Source organism: Bordetella sp. BOR01, from assembly GCF_019218885.1.
Lineage (GTDB): Bacteria > Pseudomonadota > Gammaproteobacteria > Burkholderiales > Burkholderiaceae_B > Bordetella_A.
The window spans coordinates 18464-36929 of the sequence record NZ_JAHUWT010000006.1 but is presented as its reverse complement, the minus strand read 5'-3'; the positions used below and the strand labels follow the sequence as shown (position 1 = coordinate 36929).

Genomic DNA, 18466 nt, shown 5'->3' with positions numbered 1-18466 from the left:
GGCGTATCCTCAGGTTGTTCATGAGCCGTCACAAGTCCAAATCCATCCCCGGCCGCAATTTGCGGCTGGCCGACCAGATCCAGAAGGATCTGGCCGGCCTCATCCAGCGCGAGATCGACATGTCTCGCGCCGGATTGATAACGCTGTCCGGCGTGGAACTGTCGGCCGATTATGCACACGCCAAGGTGTATTTCACGGTATTGGGCGCCGAGCCCGACGCCGCCACGGCGCTGCTCAACGAAAAGGCAGGGTGGCTGCATTCGCAGCTATACAAGCTGCTGCACATCCATACCGTGCCCACGCTGCGCTTCGTACACGACGCCCAGATCGCGCACGGCATCGAAATGTCGGCTCTCATCGACCGCGCCAACCGATCCGGTCCGGCCGCGGACGAGCCCGACGAACCTGAAGACCAGCGCTGACCGGCTGTCGTCGCTGCTGCAACTTTTTTCCGGATTCGACGATGGCCAAACGACGCGGGCTTGCGCTCGACGGTGTCCTGTTGCTGGATAAGCCCGTGGGCTTGTCCAGCAATCACGCCTTGCAGCGCGCCCGGCGCAGCATGGATGCCGCCAAGGCGGGGCACACGGGTACACTGGATCCGTTCGCCACCGGCTTGCTGGTGTGCTGCATGGGCCGCGCCACCAAGATTTCCGGCGCGATGCTGGACGCCGACAAGGCCTATCACGCCACCTTGCAGTTCGGCGAGGAAACCGACTCGGGCGACCTGACCGGCCATGTGGTGGCGCGCGCCGCCGAAGGTTACAGTATTACCGAGGCGGCGCTGCGCGCAGCCTTGTCACGTTTTCAGGGCACTATCGAGCAGGTGCCGCCGATGTATTCGGCGCTCAAGCGCGACGGCAAGCCCTTGTATGAGTACGCGCGCCAGGGTATCGAACTCGAGCGCCCGCCGCGCCAGATCACGATCCACCGCATCGACCTGCTGTCGTTGGCAGGCACCCGGGCCGAGATCGAAGTGGCCTGCAGCAAGGGCACCTATATTCGCACGCTGGCCCAGGACATCGGGCGGATGCTGGGCTGTTATGCCCACCTGGCGGCGCTGCGGCGCACGCACGTCGGGCCGTTTTCGCTGGACCGCGCCGTCACGCTAGAGGCCTTGCAGGCCATGACAGACCCCAAGCAGGCTCTGCTTGCATTGACCGAATTGCCGGCGGGCTTGCTGCCCGCCAAACAGACCCTAAAGGACCCGCTATGACTCGCGCCCTGCGCAACGTCGCCATCATTGCCCACGTCGACCACGGCAAAACCACCCTGGTCGACCAGCTGCTGCGCCAATCCGGCACTTTTCGCGAGAACCAGGCAGTCTCCGAACGGGTCATGGACTCGAACGACCTGGAAAAAGAACGCGGCATTACCATCCTGGCCAAGAACTGTGCCGTCGAATACGAAGGCACGCACATCAACATCGTCGACACCCCGGGACACGCCGATTTTGGCGGCGAGGTCGAGCGGGTGCTGTCCATGGTGGACGGCGTGCTGCTGCTGGTCGACGCGGTCGAAGGCCCGATGCCGCAAACCATTTTCGTGACCCGCAAGGCCCTGGCGCTGGGCTTGAAGCCCATTGTGGTCGTCAACAAGATCGATCGCCCGGGCGCGCGCCCCGATTTCGTCATCAACGCCACGTTCGACCTGTTCGACAAACTGGGCGCCACCGAAGAGCAGCTGGATTTCCCGGTGGTGTACGCCTCGGGCCTGTCGGGTTATGCCGGTCTGACTGCTGACGTGCGCGAAGGCGACATGCGGCCCCTGTTCGAGGCCATTTTGCAGCACGTGCCGCAGCGTGACGACGATCCCAACGGCCCGCTGCAGATGCAGGTCATCTCGTTGGACTACAACAGCTACGTGGGCAAGATCGGGGTGGGCCGCATCAATCGCGGGCGAATCCGTGCCGGTATGGAAGTGGCGTATCAGTTCGGTCCTGAGGGCGCGTCCGGCAAAGGCCGTATCAACCAGGTGCTGAAGTTCAAGGGCCTGGAACGCGAAGTGGTGGCAGAAGCCGAAGCCGGCGACATCGTGCTGATCAACGGCATCGAAGAACTCGGTATCGGCTGCACGGTGATGGATCCGGCACGGCCCGAGCCATTTCCCATGCTGCGTATCGACGAGCCCACGCTCACCATGAACTTCATGGTCAACACATCGCCGCTGGCCGGCCGCGAAGGCAAGTTCGTCACCAGCCGCCAACTGCGCGATCGCCTGGATCGCGAACTGAAGTCCAACGTGGCGCTGCGCGTACGCGACACCGGCGACGACACCATATTCGAAGTCTCGGGCCGTGGTGAATTGCACCTGACCATCTTGCTGGAAACCATGCGCCGCGAAGGCTACGAACTGGCCGTGTCGCGCCCGCGCGTGGTGTTCAAGGATATCGACGGCGTCAAGTGCGAGCCCTACGAGGCCCTGACCATCGACGTCGAAGACGCCCATCAGGGCGGCGTGATGGAAGAGTTGGGCCGCCGTAAAGGCGATCTGCAAGACATGCAGCCCGACGGCCGCGGCCGTACCCGGCTGGAATACCTGATTCCGGCGCGTGGCCTGATCGGCTTCCAGAACGAGTTCCTGACGCTGACGCGCGGCACCGGCCTGATGAGCCATATTTTCCACGAGTACGCGCCCATGCGCGAAGGCTCCATCGGCGAGCGCCGCAACGGCGTGCTCATCAGCCAGGACAACGGCGATGCCGTGGCCTATGCGCTCTGGAAGCTGCAAGACCGTGGGCGCATGTTCGTCAGCCCCGGCGAAGCGCTGTACGAAGGCATGATCATCGGTATCCACAGCCGCGACAACGACCTGGTGGTCAACCCCATCAAGGGCAAGCAACTGACCAACGTGCGCGCCTCGGGTACCGACGAAGCCGTGCGCCTGGTGCCGCCGATCCAGCTGTCGCTCGAGTATGCGGTCGAATTCATCGACGACGATGAATTGGTCGAAATCACGCCCAAGTCGATGCGCCTGCGCAAGCGCCACCTGCAGGAACACGACCGCCGCCGCGCGGCGCGCGATAGCGCCGCCTGACAGGGCCTCTGGCAAGCCTGGCAAGGCCGGCAGCGCATCAGCGCCTGCCGGCCTTTTGCTTTGGGGCAGCAAGCCGAGCGTGCGGCTTCTTTACACGCCCGCCTGCTGGTGGCGGTATTCCTGGGTGGCGCCGCCGTAGCCGTACGCGGCCGCGCGGGCATCTATCACATGCACGTACGAGCATTCGTGCAGGTTGCCCAGCAGTTCCCGAAACGCCGCATGAACCGCGGCAATGAAACGCGCCTTTTCTTGCTTGGTATTGGTTTCATCGGTCACGCTGATGTCCAGGTGAAACGCATTGTGGCCAGTGTCCGACAGCGGCCGTCCGCCAATGAACCAGGTTTCGGGCGCGATGTACTGCAGGTAATGGCGATGACGCCCGGTTGTTTGCCCAATGCCGACTGGGTCAGCGCCATGATTTTGTCGACGACGCGGCGGCTCTGGTTGACGTTGGGCTGGCCGGACAGGTGGATCACAATGTGGGGCATGAGGGCGGCTCCGGTAGGGTATCAAGAGGGCTGGAAATCAGCCGTGCCGCCAGTCTAGGCTTTTGCTTTGACATCTTAAAAACGGGAATTTAAGATGATATCCAACGGAAAAACCGATAGATAAGCAATGCCTGGGTTCGACCTCGACCAACTTCGCACCTTTGCTGCCGTGCTTGATGCCGGCAGCCTGACCGCCGCGGCGCCGATGGTGCATCTGTCGCAATCGGCCGTCAGCGAACAGATCCGCAAACTGGAAGACCGCGCCGGCCAGGCGTTGTTGGTGCGCGGCAAGGCTGGCGTGCATGCCACGCCGGCGGGGGTGCGCTTGCAGGCCCATGCAACACGCATCCTGGCGCTTGCCGACGAGGCGTTGCGCGATCTGCACGGCGTGCCGTTGCAGGGCGAACTGCGCCTGGCCCTGACCGATTATTTCCGCCCACGCGATATCGCCGGGCTGCTACGGCGCCTCAACCAGCAATATCCGCAGGTGCGGCTGCATGTCGCCATCCTGAAAAGCGGCGAGGTCGAAGCGGCTTATGTCCGGGGCCAGTACGACCTGGGCCTGACCATGCATGTCCGTACGCCCGGTGCGGCGCGCCAGCCCGGCATCGTGCTGCGCCGCGAGCCGCTGTGGTGGATGGCTGCCGAAGGCATGCGCCCGGCCCGTGGCATGCCCCTGTCCCTGTTGGTATTGCCCGAGTCCTGCGCCTTGCGGCAGTTCACCGAGGCCTTGCTGGCGCGGCGCGGCCGGCCATACCTGGTGGCGCATGTGGCCTCGGGCGTGGCGGGCCTGCAACTGGCCCTGGCTGCCGGGCTGGGCGTGGCTTGCCTGAACGAGTCCGCGTTGGCGCCGGGCGTGGCGCGGCTGGCAGGTGCGGGCCTGCCTGCGCTGCCGCAGGCGCAATTCTGCCTGTTGCCGGCGCGCGGCGCGGAAACCGAATTCGTCACGCGCGCGCGCCAGGCGGTGGCCCAGGCGCTGGCCTGAGCCGCTTGCCGTGCCGCCTGCCTCAGCCCGGCAGCGATGGTGCGTATTCGGCCTCGGGGCGCCGCTGGGCATGGAATTCCACCACTCGCCGCACGACTTTGCGAGGGTCGTCCTCAACCGTGAACAGTTCCAGGTCGTGGGCGGCAATCATGCCGTTGGGCAGCATCTGGTCGGCCAGCCATTCGACCAGGCCATGCCAGTATTCGCTGCCCACCAGGATGATCGGCGCGGGCGGCACCTTGCCGGTCTGGATCAGCGTCAGGGCCTCGAACAGTTCGTCCATGGTGCCGAAACCGCCGGGCAGGGCCACGTAGGCAAAGCTGTGCATGAAGAACGTCGCCTTGCGCGAATAGAAATATTCGAACGACAGGCTGATGGTCTGGTATTCGTTATTGTGGGCCTCGTGGGGCAGGCTGATGTTCAACCCGACGCTGGTGCCGCCGGCCTCGAAGGCGCCTTTGTTGGCGGCTTCCATGATGCCTGGCCCGCCGCCGGCGATGACGGCGAAGCCGGCTTCGGCCAGGGCGGCCGAAATGGCTTCGCAGGTTTCGTAATGGGGCGAATCGCGGCTGATGCGGGCGCTGCCGAATACGCTGACGGCGGGGCCGATGTCGGCCAGTTTGTCTGCCGCCGCCCGTATCTCTGACATAATCACCGGTATTTGCTTGCCGGCGGGCGTTTCTAGTTCTGCTTTTGTAACCATGAATAAAACCTTATTGCTGGTAGACGGTTCGAGCTACTTGTACCGCGCCTTCCACGCTATGCCCGATTTGCGCAATGCGCAAGGTGATCCTACGGGCGCGCTGTATGGCGTCGTCAACATGCTGCGCAAGCTGGTCTCGGATCATAAGGCGGACTACGCTGCATGCATTTTCGATGCGCGCGGCAAGACGTTCCGCGACGATCTCTATCCCGACTATAAATCGCATCGGCCTCCCATGCCCGAAGACCTGGCGGCCCAGATCGAGCCCATCCACCAGGCGGTGCGGGCGCTGGGCTGGCCGGTATTGGCCATCGAGGGCGTCGAGGCCGACGACATCATCGGCACCCTGGCGCGCCAGGCGTCGGAACAAGGCGTGCACACCATCGTCTCCACCGGCGACAAAGACCTCGCCCAGCTCGTCGATCCGCACGTCACGCTGGTCAACACCATGAGCGGCGAAGTGCTCGACGAGCCCGGCGTGCGCAATAAGTTCGGCGTGCCCCCCGAGCGCATCGTCGATTACCTGATGCTGGTGGGCGATACCGTCGACAACGTGCCCGGCGTGGCCAAGGTCGGGCCCAAGACGGCGGTCAAATGGCTGTCCGAATTCGGCTCCATCGAGTCCCTGGTCGAGCAGGCCGAGGGCATCAAGGGCGTGGCTGGCAGCAACCTGCGCGAGGCCATCGGCCAGTTCCCCCTGACGCGCCAGTTGCTTACCGTGAAGTGCGATTGCGACCTGGCCGGCCATGTCGACAGTATCGATGACCTGGCGCCGCGCCAGCCCGATACCGAGACCTTGCAGGGCCTGTACGAGCGTTACGGATTCCGTACCTGGCTGCGCGAACTTACCGGCGATGCCCAGCGCGTGCCGCAGGGCGATGCCCGGGTAATTGCCGAAGCCCCGGCCGCCCCGGCCGAACTGCGCTACCAGATCATTGCCACCTGGCCTGCCTTCGATGAATGGATGGCCCAGGTGGCCGAAGCGCCTTTGGTGGCAGTGGATACCGAAACCACTTCGCTCGACGAGATGCAGGCCAGCCTGGTCGGTATCTCGATGGCCATCGCGCCGGGCGTGGCCTGCTATATCCCGCTGGCCCACCGCGGCCCCGACAGCACCGAGCAATTGCCCAAGCACGAAGTGCTCGAGCGCATGCGTGGCTGGCTGCAGGATCCGGCACGAGCCAAGCTGCTGCATCACGCCAAGTATGACGCGCACGTGTTCGCCAACGCAGGTATTGCGCTGGCGGGCATCCAGGAAGACACCATGCTGCAGGCGTACGTGCTGGAGTCGCACCGCGGCGTGGGCTTGAACGACCTGGCGCAGCGCTATCTGGGGCGCGGCGGCGTTACCTATGAAGAGCTTTGCGGCAAGGGGGCCAAGCAGATCGGCTTCGATGAAGTGGCTGTCGATCTGGCAGGGCATTACGCTTGCGAGGACGCCGATTTCACCTTGCAGCTGCATCGGGCGCTGCGCCCGCGGGTGGCGGCCGAGGCCGGGCTCGAGCGCATCTATCTGCTCGAGATCCAGGTGTCGCGCGTGCTGACCGTGATCGAGCGCAATGGCGTCAAGGTCGATGCCGCCGAACTGGGGCGCCAAAGCCACAAGCTGGGGCAGGAAATGCTCACGCTCGAACAGCGCGCCTACGAGCTTGCCGGCCAGCCCTTCAACCTGAATTCCCCCAAGCAGCTGGGCGAAATCCTGTTCGGACGCATGCAGTTGCCCGTGGTGCGCAAGACCGCCGGCGGCGCGCCGTCCACCGATGAAGAAGTCCTGACCAAGCTGGCGCAAGATTACCCGCTGCCGCAAGTGCTGCTCGAATATCGCGGCCTGTCCAAGCTGAAATCCACCTACACCGACAAATTGCCGCGCATGATCAATGCGCGCACCGGGCGGGTCCATACGCATTACTCGCAAGCCGCGGTCATTACCGGACGACTGGCATCGTCCGATCCTAACCTGCAGAACATCCCCGTGCGTACCGAGGCCGGGCGGCGCGTGCGCGAAGCGTTCATCGCCGAACGCGGCATGCTGGTGTCGGCCGATTATTCCCAGATTGAACTGCGCATCATGGCGCACGTGTCCGATGATGCCAATCTGCAGCAGGCTTTTGCGGCGGGCGAAGACATCCACCGCGCCACGGCTGCCGAGATCTTCGGCGTGTCGCTGGCCGATGTCGGCAGCGAGCAGCGCCGTGCGGCCAAGGCCATCAACTTCGGCCTGATCTACGGCATGGGTGTATTCGGCCTGGCGTCGAACCTGGGCATCACGCGCGACGCCGCCCAAGCCTATATCGACCGCTACTTTGCCCGTTATCCCGGCGTGGCCCAGTACATGGAACACACCCGGCAACTGGCGCGCCAGCAAGGGTACGTGGAAACCGTATTCGGCCGCCGCCTGCAGATGCCCGACATCCGCGCCGGCTCGGGGCCGCGCCGGCAGGCCGCCGAGCGCGCTGCCATCAACGCGCCCATGCAGGGCACGGCGGCCGACCTGATCAAGCTGGCCATGGTGGCCGTGCAAGACTGGCTCGATGCCGAACGCCTGGCAACCCGCATGATCATGCAGGTGCACGATGAATTGGTGCTCGAAGTCCCTGATGACGAACTCGACCTCGTCCGTGCGCGCCTGCCCGAGCTGATGTGCGGCGTGGCCGAGCTACGGGTGCCGCTGGTGGCCGAGGTGGGGGTGGGGCCCAATTGGGAACAGGCACACTGAGCTCCCGGGGGCCGGGTTGGCGCTGTAACGATATAATATTGCTCTTGCTCCTTCCTGTTGTACCTCCATGTTGCTCCTCTGGATCTTGCTGGCTACGGTGGCCGGCGGCCTGATCGCCGTATCCATCGCCGGTTGGCTGGCTTATCGCGTTTTCAGCAAATACCTGCACCACATGGTCAGCCTGTCGGTGGGGGTGCTGCTGTCGGTGGCGCTGCTGCACTTGTTGCCCGAAGCCTTCGAGAACGCCACGGCCGATGCGCATACACTGTTCGCCCTGATGCTGGCGGGGCTGCTGGGGTTCTTCATACTGGAAAAAATCGCGCTGCTGCGCCATAGCCATCATCACGAAGGCGATGGCCACCATCACCACAAGGGACACGATCGGCATGAAGCGGGCCGGGGCGGCGTGCTCATTCTGATCGGCAGTTCGTTGCACAACCTGTGCGATGGCGTGCTGGTGGCGGCGGCTTTCCTGGCCGATCCCATTCTGGGCGTCTTGACCGCGGCTTCCATCATCGTGCACGAAGTTCCCCACAAGCTGGGCGACTTCGTCGTGCTGATCAATGCCGGGCTGGAACGCCGCCGGGCCGTCATGTTGATCCTGTTCACCAGCCTGTGCACCGCGCTGGGCGGGCTGGTGGGCTACTTCGTGCTGCAGCAGGCGCAGCAATGGGTGCCCTACGTGTTGGTCATCGCCGCCAGCAGCTTCCTTTACATATCGGTGGCCGACCTGATCCCGCAGATGCACGAGCGCGGTTCGCTGGCCGAGGCCGTCCCCCAGTTGCTGCTGGTGGGCGCTGGCGTTATTGTGATCTACGGCGTTACGTCATTCATGCACCATGGCCACGCGCACGATCATGCCCACGATGCCGCGCACGACCACGCGGCGCATGGGGTGACGGCGCCGGCCATTCATTCGCACTAGGGCCCGCGCGCGGGCCCGCACGCTCAGGAGACCCGTCATGAGTTTTGCTCCCGCCGCCGGCCAACCGGCCGCCAGCACCATCCACACCGATACCGAGGGCCTGGCCCACGGCGACTTCGACCTGCCCGTGCAAGATGGCACCATCGCCGCCTATTACGCAGCCCCACAAGGCAAGTCGGGCTTGCCGGTGGTGCTGGTGGTGCAGGAAATCTTCGGTGTGCACGAACACATCAAAGACGTCTGCCGCCGCCTGGCCAAGGCCGGCTACCTGGCGATCGCGGCCGAGCTCTACCAGCGGCAAGGCGATGCGTCCGCGTATACCGATGTGCCCAAGCTGGTCGAAGAGATCGTGTCCAAGGTGTCCGACGAACAGGTCTATGCCGATCTGGACGCCAGCCTGGCCTGGGCGGCGCAGCACGGTGGCGATACCGCGCGGGCCGCCATCACCGGTTTTTGCTGGGGTGGCCGCCTGGCCTGGATGTACGCGGCCCACAACCCCGCCATCAAGGCCGGGGTGGCCTGGTACGGCAAACTCAGCGCCGGCCATGGGCCGTTGATCAAGCAAGTAGTGCTGGATGTGGCGGCCGAGACGCATGCCCCAGTGCTGGGGCTGTACGGCGCAAAGGACGCCAGCATTCCGCTGGAAGACGTCGAGGCGCTGAAGGCCAGGCTGGCCGAGGGCAATCCGAAGGCACGCGCGTCCGAGATCGTGGTCTACCCCGACGCCGGTCACGGTTTCCTGGCGGATTACCGCCCCATGTACTGCGAAGCCGAAGCGCGTGACGGTTGGCGGCGCATGCTGGCCTGGTTCCAGCGCTACCTGGGCTGATTGGCCGCCAGCGGCAGCGGCTGGCCCATGTCTGGGCGGCCTCCCGCACCATGCCTTCTAAGCCCCCAGGACGTGGCCAACAGCAGGATCGCGGTGGCGGACAGCACGGCCACGAACGCATGGTCGAATGCGGCGCGCGCCAGGCCGGCCAGCAAGGCCGCTGTGTCGGGGCTGGCCGTGGCGGCCACCGCCAGGGCCTCGTCCAGGCTGTCGCGCACGGTTTCCGGTACGGCCATGCCGTCGGGCAACACCAGCGTGGCGCCGTAGGCGGCGGTGGCCAGGCTACCCATCAGCGCCACGCCCAGCACCGCACCGACTTCGTACGACATTTCTTCCACCGAGGCCGCCATGCCGACTCGGTCGGCGGGCGCACCGGTCAGGATAGAACTGGACGCGGCCGTCATGGCGGCACCCAGCCCGAATCCCATCAGCGCCAGGCTGGCAAATTGCCAAGCCGGCGCAGCCTGGTACAACACCACCAGGGCCAGGGCGCCCAATCCCGCCGCCAGCGTGGCCATCCACATGCCGCGGATCTCGCCCAGGCGCGGCAGCAGCAGCCCGGCCACGGGCCCGGCCACGAAGGCCGCCAGCGGTGCCGGCAGAATGAACAGGCCCGCCTGCAGTGGCGACAGGCCGCGCACCAATTGCAGCCATTGGCTGAAGATCAGTTCGATGCCCGCGAAAGCCACCGAGGCCACCAGCGCCACCGTGACCGCGCCGGTGAACCTGCGGTTGCGGAATAGCCGGAAATCGATAAGCGGATCGGGCATGTGCAACTGTCGCCGCACAAAGACCACCAGCACCGCGGCACCCGCCAGGCCGGTGCCTGCAGCCAAGAGATACGATGGGTCGCGCTGGCTGATTTCTTTGACGGCATACACCACACCCACCAGCCCCACCAGGATCTGCAATGAACCGAGCAAGTCCCAGCGGCGTGCAACCGAACCCCGGTGCTGCCGCACGATCCACAGGGCCAACGGCAGCACCACCAGCACGATGGGCACGTTGATCAGGAACACCGAACCCCACCAGAAGTGTTCCAGCAAGGCGCCGCCCACGACGGGGCCGAAAGCGGCACCGCCCGAGGCAACGGCCGCCCAGATGCCGATGGCCAGCGCGCGCTCGCGCGCATCGTCGAAGGTGTGGCGGATGATGGCCAGCGTCGCCGGCATCATCATGGCCGCACCCACGGCCAGCAGTACGCGCGCGGCGATCAGCCAGGCCGGGCTGATTGCATAGGCCGCCGCCAGCGAGGCCACGCCGAACACGGCCAGGCCGCTGGTGAACAAGCGCTTGGGGCCGTATCGGTCCGTCAGCGTGCCCATGCCGGGCAACAGGCCGGCCACTGCCAGCGGGTATGCGTTGACTATCCACAGCTTCTCGGACGCCGAGGCGCCCAGGGCCTGGGTAAGATGAGGCAGCGCCGTGTAGAGTACGGACATATCGATCACGATCAGGAATAGAGCGATCGACACAATGGCCAGGATAAGCCAGCGATGGAACCGGAAAGTCATGGAAATTCTTGCGGGCACTAAGGCGACCTCGGCGGGACGGGCCGACATCCAGCCTGGTGCCAGGATGCAGCCGCGATTATAATTCCATTCCATACGTATGTATTGAAAAAGAGGTAACAATGGGCCGTCGCCGTACCGTGGACCGCGAGCAATTGCTGGACGCCGCCGAAGCCATCATCGAGGCCTCGGGCGCGGCCGGGCTGACGATCGACGCCGTGGCCAAGGCGGTGGGTATCACCAAGGGCGGCGTGCAGTACTGTTTCGGCAATAAAGACGCCCTGATCGATGCCCTGTTCGAGCGTTGGGGGGCAGCCTACGACCGGATCTTCGCCGAGGTCGCCGCCGGCAGCACCGACCCGCTGGACGCCGTGCGCGCCCATGTGGCGGCCACCCGGCGCACCGACGAGGTCAGCGCCAAATCGGCCAGCCTGCTGGCGGCCCTGGCGCAAACGCCCGAGCATCTGGCCAGCACCAGGCAGTGGTACCGGCAGCGCATCGCCGGGCTCGACGTGTCCACCCCGGGCGGCCGGCGCGCGCGCCTGGCCTTCCTGGCCACCGAGGGCGCTTTCATGCTGCGTTTCTTCGGCTTCATGGATATCGGCCAGGCCGAATGGGATGCCATCTTCGATGACATGCAGACGCTGCTATAGCAGGCAACGGGCCGCCGGCCTTGGGGTTATTGCACCGAAGCGCCCGAGTCTTGCACTGCCTGGCTCCAGCGCCGCAGCTCGCTGTCGATAAGCTGGCCGAAAGCCTCTGGCGTGCTGCCCACCGGCGCATAGCCGTAGCCGATCAATTGCTGTTGCAGCGCCGGCTCGCGCAGCGATTCGGCAATGGCCTGGCTCAGCTTGTCCACTATCGCGGGCGGCGTGCCCGCTGGCGCCAGGATGCCGTACCAGCCGTTCACCACGAAGCCGGGCACGCCCGATTCCTGAACAGTCGGTACGTCTGGCAGCAGTGGCGAGCGCGTGTCGCCGGTCACTGCCAGGGCTTTCAGCTTGCCCGCCTGCACCTGAGGCAGCGATGTGGAAATGCTGTCGAACATCAGCGAGACTTCGCCGGCCAGCAGGGCCACCACGGCCGGGCCGCTGCCTTTGTAGGGCACGTGCAGCATGTCGATGCCGGTGGCTTTCTTGAACATTTCGGCCGACAGGTGGCTGGTGTTGCCCGGGCCGGCCGAGGCGAACGTCAGCTTGCCCGGGTTCTTGCGGGCATAGGCTATCAGTTCGGGAATGTTGTTGGCCGGGGTCGACAAGGGAGCAGCCACCAGCATCGGCAAGGTTGCCGCCAGCGACACGGGCGCGAAATCCTTGCGCGTGTCGTAGGGCAGCGATTTGTACAGGCTGGGGTTGATGGCATGCGCTGCCAGCACCATCAGCACGGTGTGGCCATCCGGCTTGGCGCGCGCCAGTTGCGCGGTGGCGATCGAGCCGCCCGCACCGGGTTTGTACTCCAGCACCACAGGCTGCCCCAGCCGTTCTTGCAGGGCGGCCGACAGTGGCCTGCCCAGCATGTCGGCACTGCCGCCGGGCGGATACGGAATCAGCAGGGTGATGGGCCGATCGGGATAGGTGGATTCTGCCGCCGTTGCAACGCCTGCCAGCAACCCGGCGCAGCCCGACAGCACCGCGATCCAACGGAACAAGCTTTTCTGCATGACGCTACTCCTGGTGATGCAGGCCACGCGGCGCCCGGTTGGCTCGCCTTGCGGCACTGCCTGCGGATGGTGCGTTTATTTCTGCGCCAGCCCGGCGCCCTGGACCGTGTCGTGCCAGCGGTTGCGTTCCTGGTCGATGAACGCGCCGAATTCGGCGGGCGAATTGCCGCCGGCCTGGCCTCCCATGGCACGGAAGCGCCGTTGCACTTCGGGCATGGCCACCACTTCGCGGGCAGCCGCCGCCAGGCGGTCGATCACCGGGGCGGGCGTACCGGCCGGCGCCATCAAGCCGAACCAGGCAGTGACCACCATGTCGTCGATACCGGCTTCGCGCATGGTGGGTACATCGGGCAATTCCGGCACGCGTTCGGCGCTGGTCACCGCCAGGGCGCGGAACTTGCCGGCCTGGATGTGCGGCATCGAACTGGGCAGATTGTCGATCATGAATGTGAATTGGTCGGCCAGCAGGGCGGCCACCGCGGGCCCCGCGCCCTTGTATGGCACGTGCGTGGCCTGCACGCCGGCGCGCTGCTTGAACAGTTCGCCCGACAGGTGCGGCGACTGCCCGGTGCCCGACGAGCCGAACGAATACTTGCCGGCATCCTTGCGCAGCATGTCGATCAGTTCGCCGGCGCTATGGGCGGGCGATTGCGCGTTCACGACCAGCACATTGGGCACCGAGATCACCAGCGTGATGGGCGCGAAATCCGACGCTTTGTAGGGCAGGTCGGGGTACATGCTGTAGTTGATGGCATTGGGCCCGATATTGCCCATGATCAGCGTGTAGCCGTCGGGGGCCGCCCGTACCAGTTGTTGCGAGCCGATGATGCCGGCTGCGCCGGCCCGGTTCTCGACCACCACGGATTGCCCCAGCCGGCTCGACAGTTTGTCGGCGATGATGCGGGTGGCAATATCGGTGGTGCCGCCGGGCGCAGCCGGCACGATGATGGTGACCGGCCGTTCGGGCCAGGCGGCCAGGGCCGGCGCCGAGGCGCACAGCAGCATACCGGCCGCGAATGCGGCACAGCGGATCGATGGCATGGTTGTCTCCTGCCGGTGGAAGAGGGGCGCGTTCGCGGCCTGTTGCTGCGTCGGTTTCGCTGCGTCGGTTTCGTTATGGGCGTAGTGTGCTGGGTGGCCGGCACGATCGCCTATTTTTTATTGCCTAAGCCGGCCTTCCGGCCGCCTGAAGTGCGCCTGGACATTCTGGGTGAAACGCCCTAGTTGCCCGATTCGCGCAGCCGGCTGGGCAGCAGTTCGCCATGGCGCGCCAGCAGGGGGTAGGCCGACGCACCCACCAGGTGCGAGTTGATGCCTTTCATGTCGCGCAGGATGTCCAGGTACAGCGCGCCGACTTCGGCGGCGTCGACTTCGCCGGCCTTGATCTTGTGCAGGTGCGCTTCGGCTTCATCGGCTTCCAGTGCGCGAAAGCGTGCTTTTTCGCCGGCCAGTTCGCGCGCCTGCCGCACGTCGTCATTGACGAACAGGGCAGCCGCTTCGCGTTGATTGGCGATCAGGCGCGCCAGCGTTTCATCCAGGCGCTGGCGCTGCTCGGGCGAAAACGTCCAGCCCTGCTTGCGCAGGCGTCCCACATGATTCAGCAGGCCGTGATGGGCGATGTCGGCGGCATGGCCCATGTTGCTGGCGAATGCCAGGATATCGTCCAGCCGCTGTATGTCGGCGCGGGTCATGTCCTCGCGGTCGAGCAAGGCCAGGTAGGTGGTGATGGCGTTTTCGATCTTGTCCAGCGCGTTGTCGAGCTGGCGGGCCTGCACCAGGCGATGGCGATTGTCGCGCTTGAGGCCGGCGCGTGCGTACAGCAACAGCGTCTGCAGCATGTCGGCCATGCGCAGGGCCTCGCGCGCGGCATTTCCCAGTGCCACGGCCGGCACGTCATGGGCCGCTTCGTCCAGGTATTGCGGGCGAGCCGGATCGTTGGGGTCGGTCCGCTTGGGCAGCCAGCGCGTCAGCAGGGCGGCGTAAGGGGCCAGCAGGGGCAGGAACAGCAGTGCAATGGCGGCATTGAACACGGTGTGGAAGTTCGCGACGGTGCGCGCGCTGTCGGCGCCCAGCAGGCTCATCCAGCCGGGCAGCCAGGGCAGCAGCACCAATCCGGCCAGCACGCCGACGACCCGTGTCAGCAAGTTGCCCAGCGGCAGGCGCCGTGCCGCCGGATCATCGCCGCTGACGCCTTCGATCATGGGGTTCACCGCCGTGCCCAGGTTTGCGCCCAGTACCAGCGCAAAAGCCAGTTCCGGGCTCACCATATGGTGGGCGGCCAGCGACATCACCAGCACTACGATGGCCACGCTGGAATGCGCCGCCCAGGTCAGTGCCCCCGCCAGCAGCACGGCCGCCACGGGCTGGGTGGCCAGGGCCGTCAGCACCAGGCCCAGCAGCGGGGCGTCCTGCAGCGGCGCGAACAGGTCCACCAGTTGGTGCAGCGACAGCAGCAGCAGTCCCAGGCCGATGAACACGCGGCCCAGGTCGCGGGTGCGACCGGGCGGATAACGGCGGAACATCCAGACGCCCGCCAGGATCAGTATCGGGGCCAGCGATGTCAGGTCGAAAGACAGCACCTGCACGATCAGCGTGGTGCCCACGTTGGCGCCCAGCATGGCGGCCAGCGCGGGGGCCAGGGCCACCACGCCGCCGGCGGCGAAGCCGGTGATCATCAGCCCGGTGGCGGTGCTGCTTTGCAGCGCGGCAGTAATTCCCAGGCCGGTGGCGAAGGCGCGCAGCCGGGTACCCAGCGCGCGGCCCAGGGCGGCGCCCAGCGCGGCCCCGAAAGCGCGCTGCACACCGGTCTGCACCATGTGCACGCCCCACAGCAGCAGGGCGACGTATCCGGCGAAATCGAGCAAAGGAATCAATCCCGACATGACTGGCCTGGCAGAAATCAAATTAGCCGGCTTGGCCGGCAACAGGATAAAAAGTGACATGTCACGAAGCAATCATCGCACGGCCGCGCCCGATGGGGAAATCGGCCGGCTTGGAAGCACTATGGCGCCCGCGTATGATGTTTCGACCGTTGTTGAATCCGTGGGGCTGGCCGTGGCTGTATCTGCATTCGATCTGTTCAAAATCGGCATCGGGCCGTCCAGTTCGCACACCGTCGGGCCCATGCGCGCGGCCCTGCTGTTCGCGCAGGGTCTCGAACGCGATGCGCTGCTGCCCCGGGTGGCAGGCGTGCGGGTCGAGCTCTACGGTTCGCTGGGCGCTACCGGCAAAGGCCATGGCACCGACAAGGGCGTGCTGCTGGGCCTGATGGGCCAGGCCCCCGATACCGTCGACCCCGCGGCCATCGCCGGCTTGCTGCAAGGCGTGCGCACCAGCAAGTCGCTGCCGCTGCTGGGCCATTTCGCCGTGCCCTTCATTGAAAAAGAGCACATCTTGTTCTATCGGCGCGAGGCCCTGGCCGAACACCCCAACGGCATGAAATTCCACGCCTTCGACGCCCAGGGACAGAGCCTGCGCGAATCCCGCTACTTGTCGGTGGGGGGCGGTTTTGTGGTGACTGCCGGCGCGTCCAACAGCCAGGTCATTGCCGCACACGACCAATTGCCATTTCCTTTTCGCACCAGCCGCGAATTGCTCGACATGTGTCGTGCGGGGGGGCACACGGTGGCCCAGCTCATGATGCAGAACGAACTCACCTGGCGCAGCCAGGCCGAAGTCGAGGCCGCGCTGGATCGCATCTGGCAGGTCATGCAAGACTGCGTCAGCCGCGGCTGCGGCATCAACTATCCCGAAGCCGATGGCGACCTGCCGGGCCCGCTGAAAGTACGCCGCCGCGCGCCCGAACTGTATCGCAGCCTCACACAACGGGCCGAACGGACACTGTCCGACCCATTGTCAGTGATGGATTGGGTGAACCTGTACGCCATGGCCGTCAACGAAGAAAACGCCGCCGGCGGCCGCGTGGTGACCGCGCCCACCAATGGCGCGGCCGGCATCATACCGGCGGTGCTGCATTACTACGATCGTTTCGTGCCCGGCGCCAACCGTTCGGGCGTGCGCGACTTCCTGCTGACCGCTGCCGCTATCGGGCTACTGTACAAGTACAACGCCTCGCTGTCGGGCGCGGAAGTCGGCTGCCAGGGCGAAGTCGGGGTGGCCTGTTCCATGGCCGCCGGGGCACTGGCGGCCGTGCTGGGGGGCTCGATCGAGCAGGCGGAAAACGCCGCCGAGATCGGCATGGAGCACAACCTGGGCCTGACCTGCGACCCGGTGGGCGGATTGGTGCAGATTCCCTGTATCGAGCGCAACGCCATGGCCTCGATCAAGGCCGTCAATGCCGCCCGCATGGCTTTGCGCGGCGACGGCCATCATTATGTGTCGCTGGATTCCGTCATCAAGACGATGCGCGAAACCGGCGCCGACATGAAGACCAAGTACAAGGAAACGGCCCGCGGCGGCCTGGCGGTGAATATCGTCGAATGCTGAGTGAGGCCCACCCCTCGAAGCGCTGCGTGCTTCCACCTCGCGGCTGGCGAATCCCCCTCAAGGGGGGGGGCGCCAGCGGACCGGCAAAGCCGGCTCCGCGGCATCCCCGCTCTGACCGTACCTGTTTCATTCCCCGGCCATAGCTGGTGGACAGCCAGGTGTGGGAGCAGGGCGGTGCCTACCAGGCCAGGAAAGCCAGCACCACCAGCACGATCAGCCCCCACTTGGTGGCTTTGTATACCGTGCGGTTCCAGGCCTTGAACTGCTTGCGCTTCTGGTCGATGACCCAATGCGCATGCGTCAGCTTGTTGATGGCGCCGGTCTGGTCGCCGCCGTCGTTGGGCGAACTGGCCGCCGACATCACCACCCGGCCGAACCAGCGGTTGAAGGCCTCGACCCAGCGCCATTTCATGGGGCGTTCCACGTCGCAGAACAAGATGATGCGATTCACATCGGTCTTGTTGTAGGCCTCGTGCACGTAGGTTTCATCGAACACCACGCTTTCGCCATTGCGCCAGCTGTACGATTCGCCGTCCACGATGATGTGGCAGCCATCGTCGTTGGGTGTGGTCAGGCCCAGGTGGTAGCGCAACGAGCCGGCAAACGGGTCGCGATGGCGGTTCAGCTTGCCGCCGGGCGGCAGTTCGGCGAACATCGCGGCCTTCACTTTGGGCACGCCTTTCAACAAGGCCACGGTGCGCGGGCACAGTTCTTCGGCCGACGGGTGGCGAGCGTCATACCACTTCAGGTAGAAGCGCTTCCAGCCATATTTGAAGAACGAATTGAAGCCGATGTCGTCGTGCCGCTCGGCCGCCTTGATGCGGCGCAGCTCGGCCATCTTCAAGGCTTCATCGCGGATCACTTCCCAGTTGTCGTCCAGTACCTGCAGTTCGGGAATCTCGCGAGTCGGCAGATAGGCCGTGGTGGGCACGCGTGAGCAGAGCACCATCAGGGCGTTCACCGGTGCCAGCAGGGCGGACTGGTCCAGCAGTTGGCGCGACAGTCGCAGCCGGACGTGGCCTCTGAAGTGCGCGAACAGTATGGAGGCCAGCCATATGCCCGGAATCAGCCATTTCATCGTACCGATCTGGCCCGTGCGGGCCCTGAAGCGTAAATCGCTATTGTTACATAGCTGGTCGCCAAATGCTGCCGCCCGGGGGAACAAGC

General features: G+C 65.4%; 15 protein-coding genes and 1 pseudogene. 9 read left to right on the top strand and 7 right to left on the bottom strand.

The features are described 5' to 3' along the window. Window positions 1–20 precede the first annotated feature (20 nt). The 3 genes from rbfA to typA are packed head-to-tail and all read left to right on the top strand — an operon-like array spanning window position 21 to window position 3036. Window positions 21–422, top strand: coding sequence for a 30S ribosome-binding factor RbfA (gene rbfA, locus KW845_RS27525; RefSeq protein ID WP_218372600.1), 402 nt, complete (start codon window positions 21–23; stop codon window positions 420–422). Between the two features lie 41 nt (window positions 423–463). Then, the gene (truB, locus tag KW845_RS27520; protein ID WP_218372599.1) at window positions 464–1216 is read left to right on the top strand and encodes a tRNA pseudouridine(55) synthase TruB; all 753 of its coding nucleotides are present in this window, start codon (window positions 464–466) and stop codon (window positions 1214–1216) included. Beyond that, the gene (gene typA / locus KW845_RS27515) at window positions 1213–3036 is read left to right on the top strand and encodes a translational GTPase TypA (RefSeq protein ID WP_218372598.1); all 1824 of its coding nucleotides are present in this window, start codon (window positions 1213–1215) and stop codon (window positions 3034–3036) included. Before truB ends, typA begins: the two co-directional genes overlap by 4 nt. 90 nt (window positions 3037–3126) lie before the next feature. On the opposite strand, the pseudogene KW845_RS27510 reads toward typA, so the two are convergent. Further along, window positions 3127–3524 (bottom strand): annotated as a pseudogene (locus tag KW845_RS27510) (4-oxalocrotonate tautomerase family protein). 127 nt (window positions 3525–3651) lie between these two features. Between KW845_RS27510 and KW845_RS27505 the strand changes: the two are divergent. Next, entirely contained in the window at window positions 3652–4509 is an 858-nt protein-coding gene (locus KW845_RS27505; RefSeq protein WP_218372597.1) for a LysR family transcriptional regulator, read from the top strand. Window positions 4510–4531: 22 nt separating this feature from the next. On the opposite strand, the gene KW845_RS27500 is transcribed toward KW845_RS27505, so the two are convergent. Continuing rightward, window positions 4532–5158, bottom strand: coding sequence for a TIGR00730 family Rossman fold protein (locus tag KW845_RS27500; RefSeq protein ID WP_218372823.1), 627 nt, complete (start codon window positions 5156–5158; stop codon window positions 4532–4534). Between the two features lie 52 nt (window positions 5159–5210). Here KW845_RS27500 and polA point away from each other — a divergent pair, with 52 nt between their 5' ends. The 3 genes from polA to KW845_RS27485 all read left to right on the top strand — a co-directional run bounded on the left by polA (window position 5211) and on the right by KW845_RS27485 (window position 9682). Beyond that, window positions 5211–7928: a DNA polymerase I gene (polA, locus tag KW845_RS27495; RefSeq protein ID WP_218372596.1), complete on the top strand. Its 2718-nt coding sequence runs from the start codon at window positions 5211–5213 to the stop codon at window positions 7926–7928. A gap of 67 nt (window positions 7929–7995) precedes the next feature. After that, a complete protein-coding gene (locus KW845_RS27490; protein ID WP_218372595.1) occupies window positions 7996–8853 on the top strand; it encodes a ZIP family metal transporter in 858 nt (285 codons plus the stop codon). A gap of 37 nt (window positions 8854–8890) precedes the next feature. Beyond that, the gene (locus KW845_RS27485) at window positions 8891–9682 is read left to right on the top strand and encodes a dienelactone hydrolase family protein (RefSeq protein WP_218372594.1); all 792 of its coding nucleotides are present in this window, start codon (window positions 8891–8893) and stop codon (window positions 9680–9682) included. On the opposite strand, the gene KW845_RS27480 is transcribed toward KW845_RS27485, so the two are convergent. Further along, window positions 9670–11196, bottom strand: a complete 1527-nt coding sequence (locus KW845_RS27480; protein ID WP_218372593.1) for an MFS transporter — start codon at window positions 11194–11196, stop codon at window positions 9670–9672. The genes KW845_RS27485 and KW845_RS27480 overlap by 13 nt on opposite strands. A 119-nt stretch (window positions 11197–11315) precedes the next feature. Between KW845_RS27480 and KW845_RS27475 the strand changes: the two genes are divergently transcribed. After that, window positions 11316–11846, top strand: a complete 531-nt coding sequence (locus KW845_RS27475; protein WP_218372592.1) for a TetR/AcrR family transcriptional regulator — start codon at window positions 11316–11318, stop codon at window positions 11844–11846. Between the two features lie 26 nt (window positions 11847–11872). On the opposite strand, the gene KW845_RS27470 is transcribed toward KW845_RS27475, so the two are convergent. The 3 genes from KW845_RS27470 to KW845_RS27460 form a co-directional block, all read right to left on the bottom strand. Then, a complete protein-coding gene (locus tag KW845_RS27470; protein WP_218372591.1) occupies window positions 11873–12853 on the bottom strand; it encodes a tripartite tricarboxylate transporter substrate binding protein in 981 nt (326 codons plus the stop codon). A 75-nt stretch (window positions 12854–12928) separates the two neighbouring features. After that, on the bottom strand, window positions 12929–13894 hold the full coding sequence (locus KW845_RS27465) for a tripartite tricarboxylate transporter substrate binding protein (protein WP_218372590.1): 966 nt from the start codon (window positions 13892–13894) through the stop codon (window positions 12929–12931). 179 nt (window positions 13895–14073) lie between these two features. Next, complete coding sequence (locus KW845_RS27460; protein WP_218372589.1) at window positions 14074–15735, bottom strand: Na/Pi cotransporter family protein; 1662 nt, start codon at window positions 15733–15735, stop codon at window positions 14074–14076. Window positions 15736–15907: 172 nt separating this feature from the next. Between KW845_RS27460 and KW845_RS27455 the strand changes: the two genes are divergently transcribed. Further along, window positions 15908–17299: an L-serine ammonia-lyase gene (locus tag KW845_RS27455; protein ID WP_218372588.1), complete on the top strand. Its 1392-nt coding sequence runs from the start codon at window positions 15908–15910 to the stop codon at window positions 17297–17299. Window positions 17300–17477: 178 nt separating this feature from the next. Here the strand turns inward: KW845_RS27455 and lpxO are convergent, their stop codons facing one another. Next, window positions 17478–18377: a lipid A hydroxylase LpxO gene (gene lpxO, locus KW845_RS27450; RefSeq protein WP_218372587.1), complete on the bottom strand. Its 900-nt coding sequence runs from the start codon at window positions 18375–18377 to the stop codon at window positions 17478–17480. Window positions 18378–18466 lie beyond the last annotated feature (89 nt).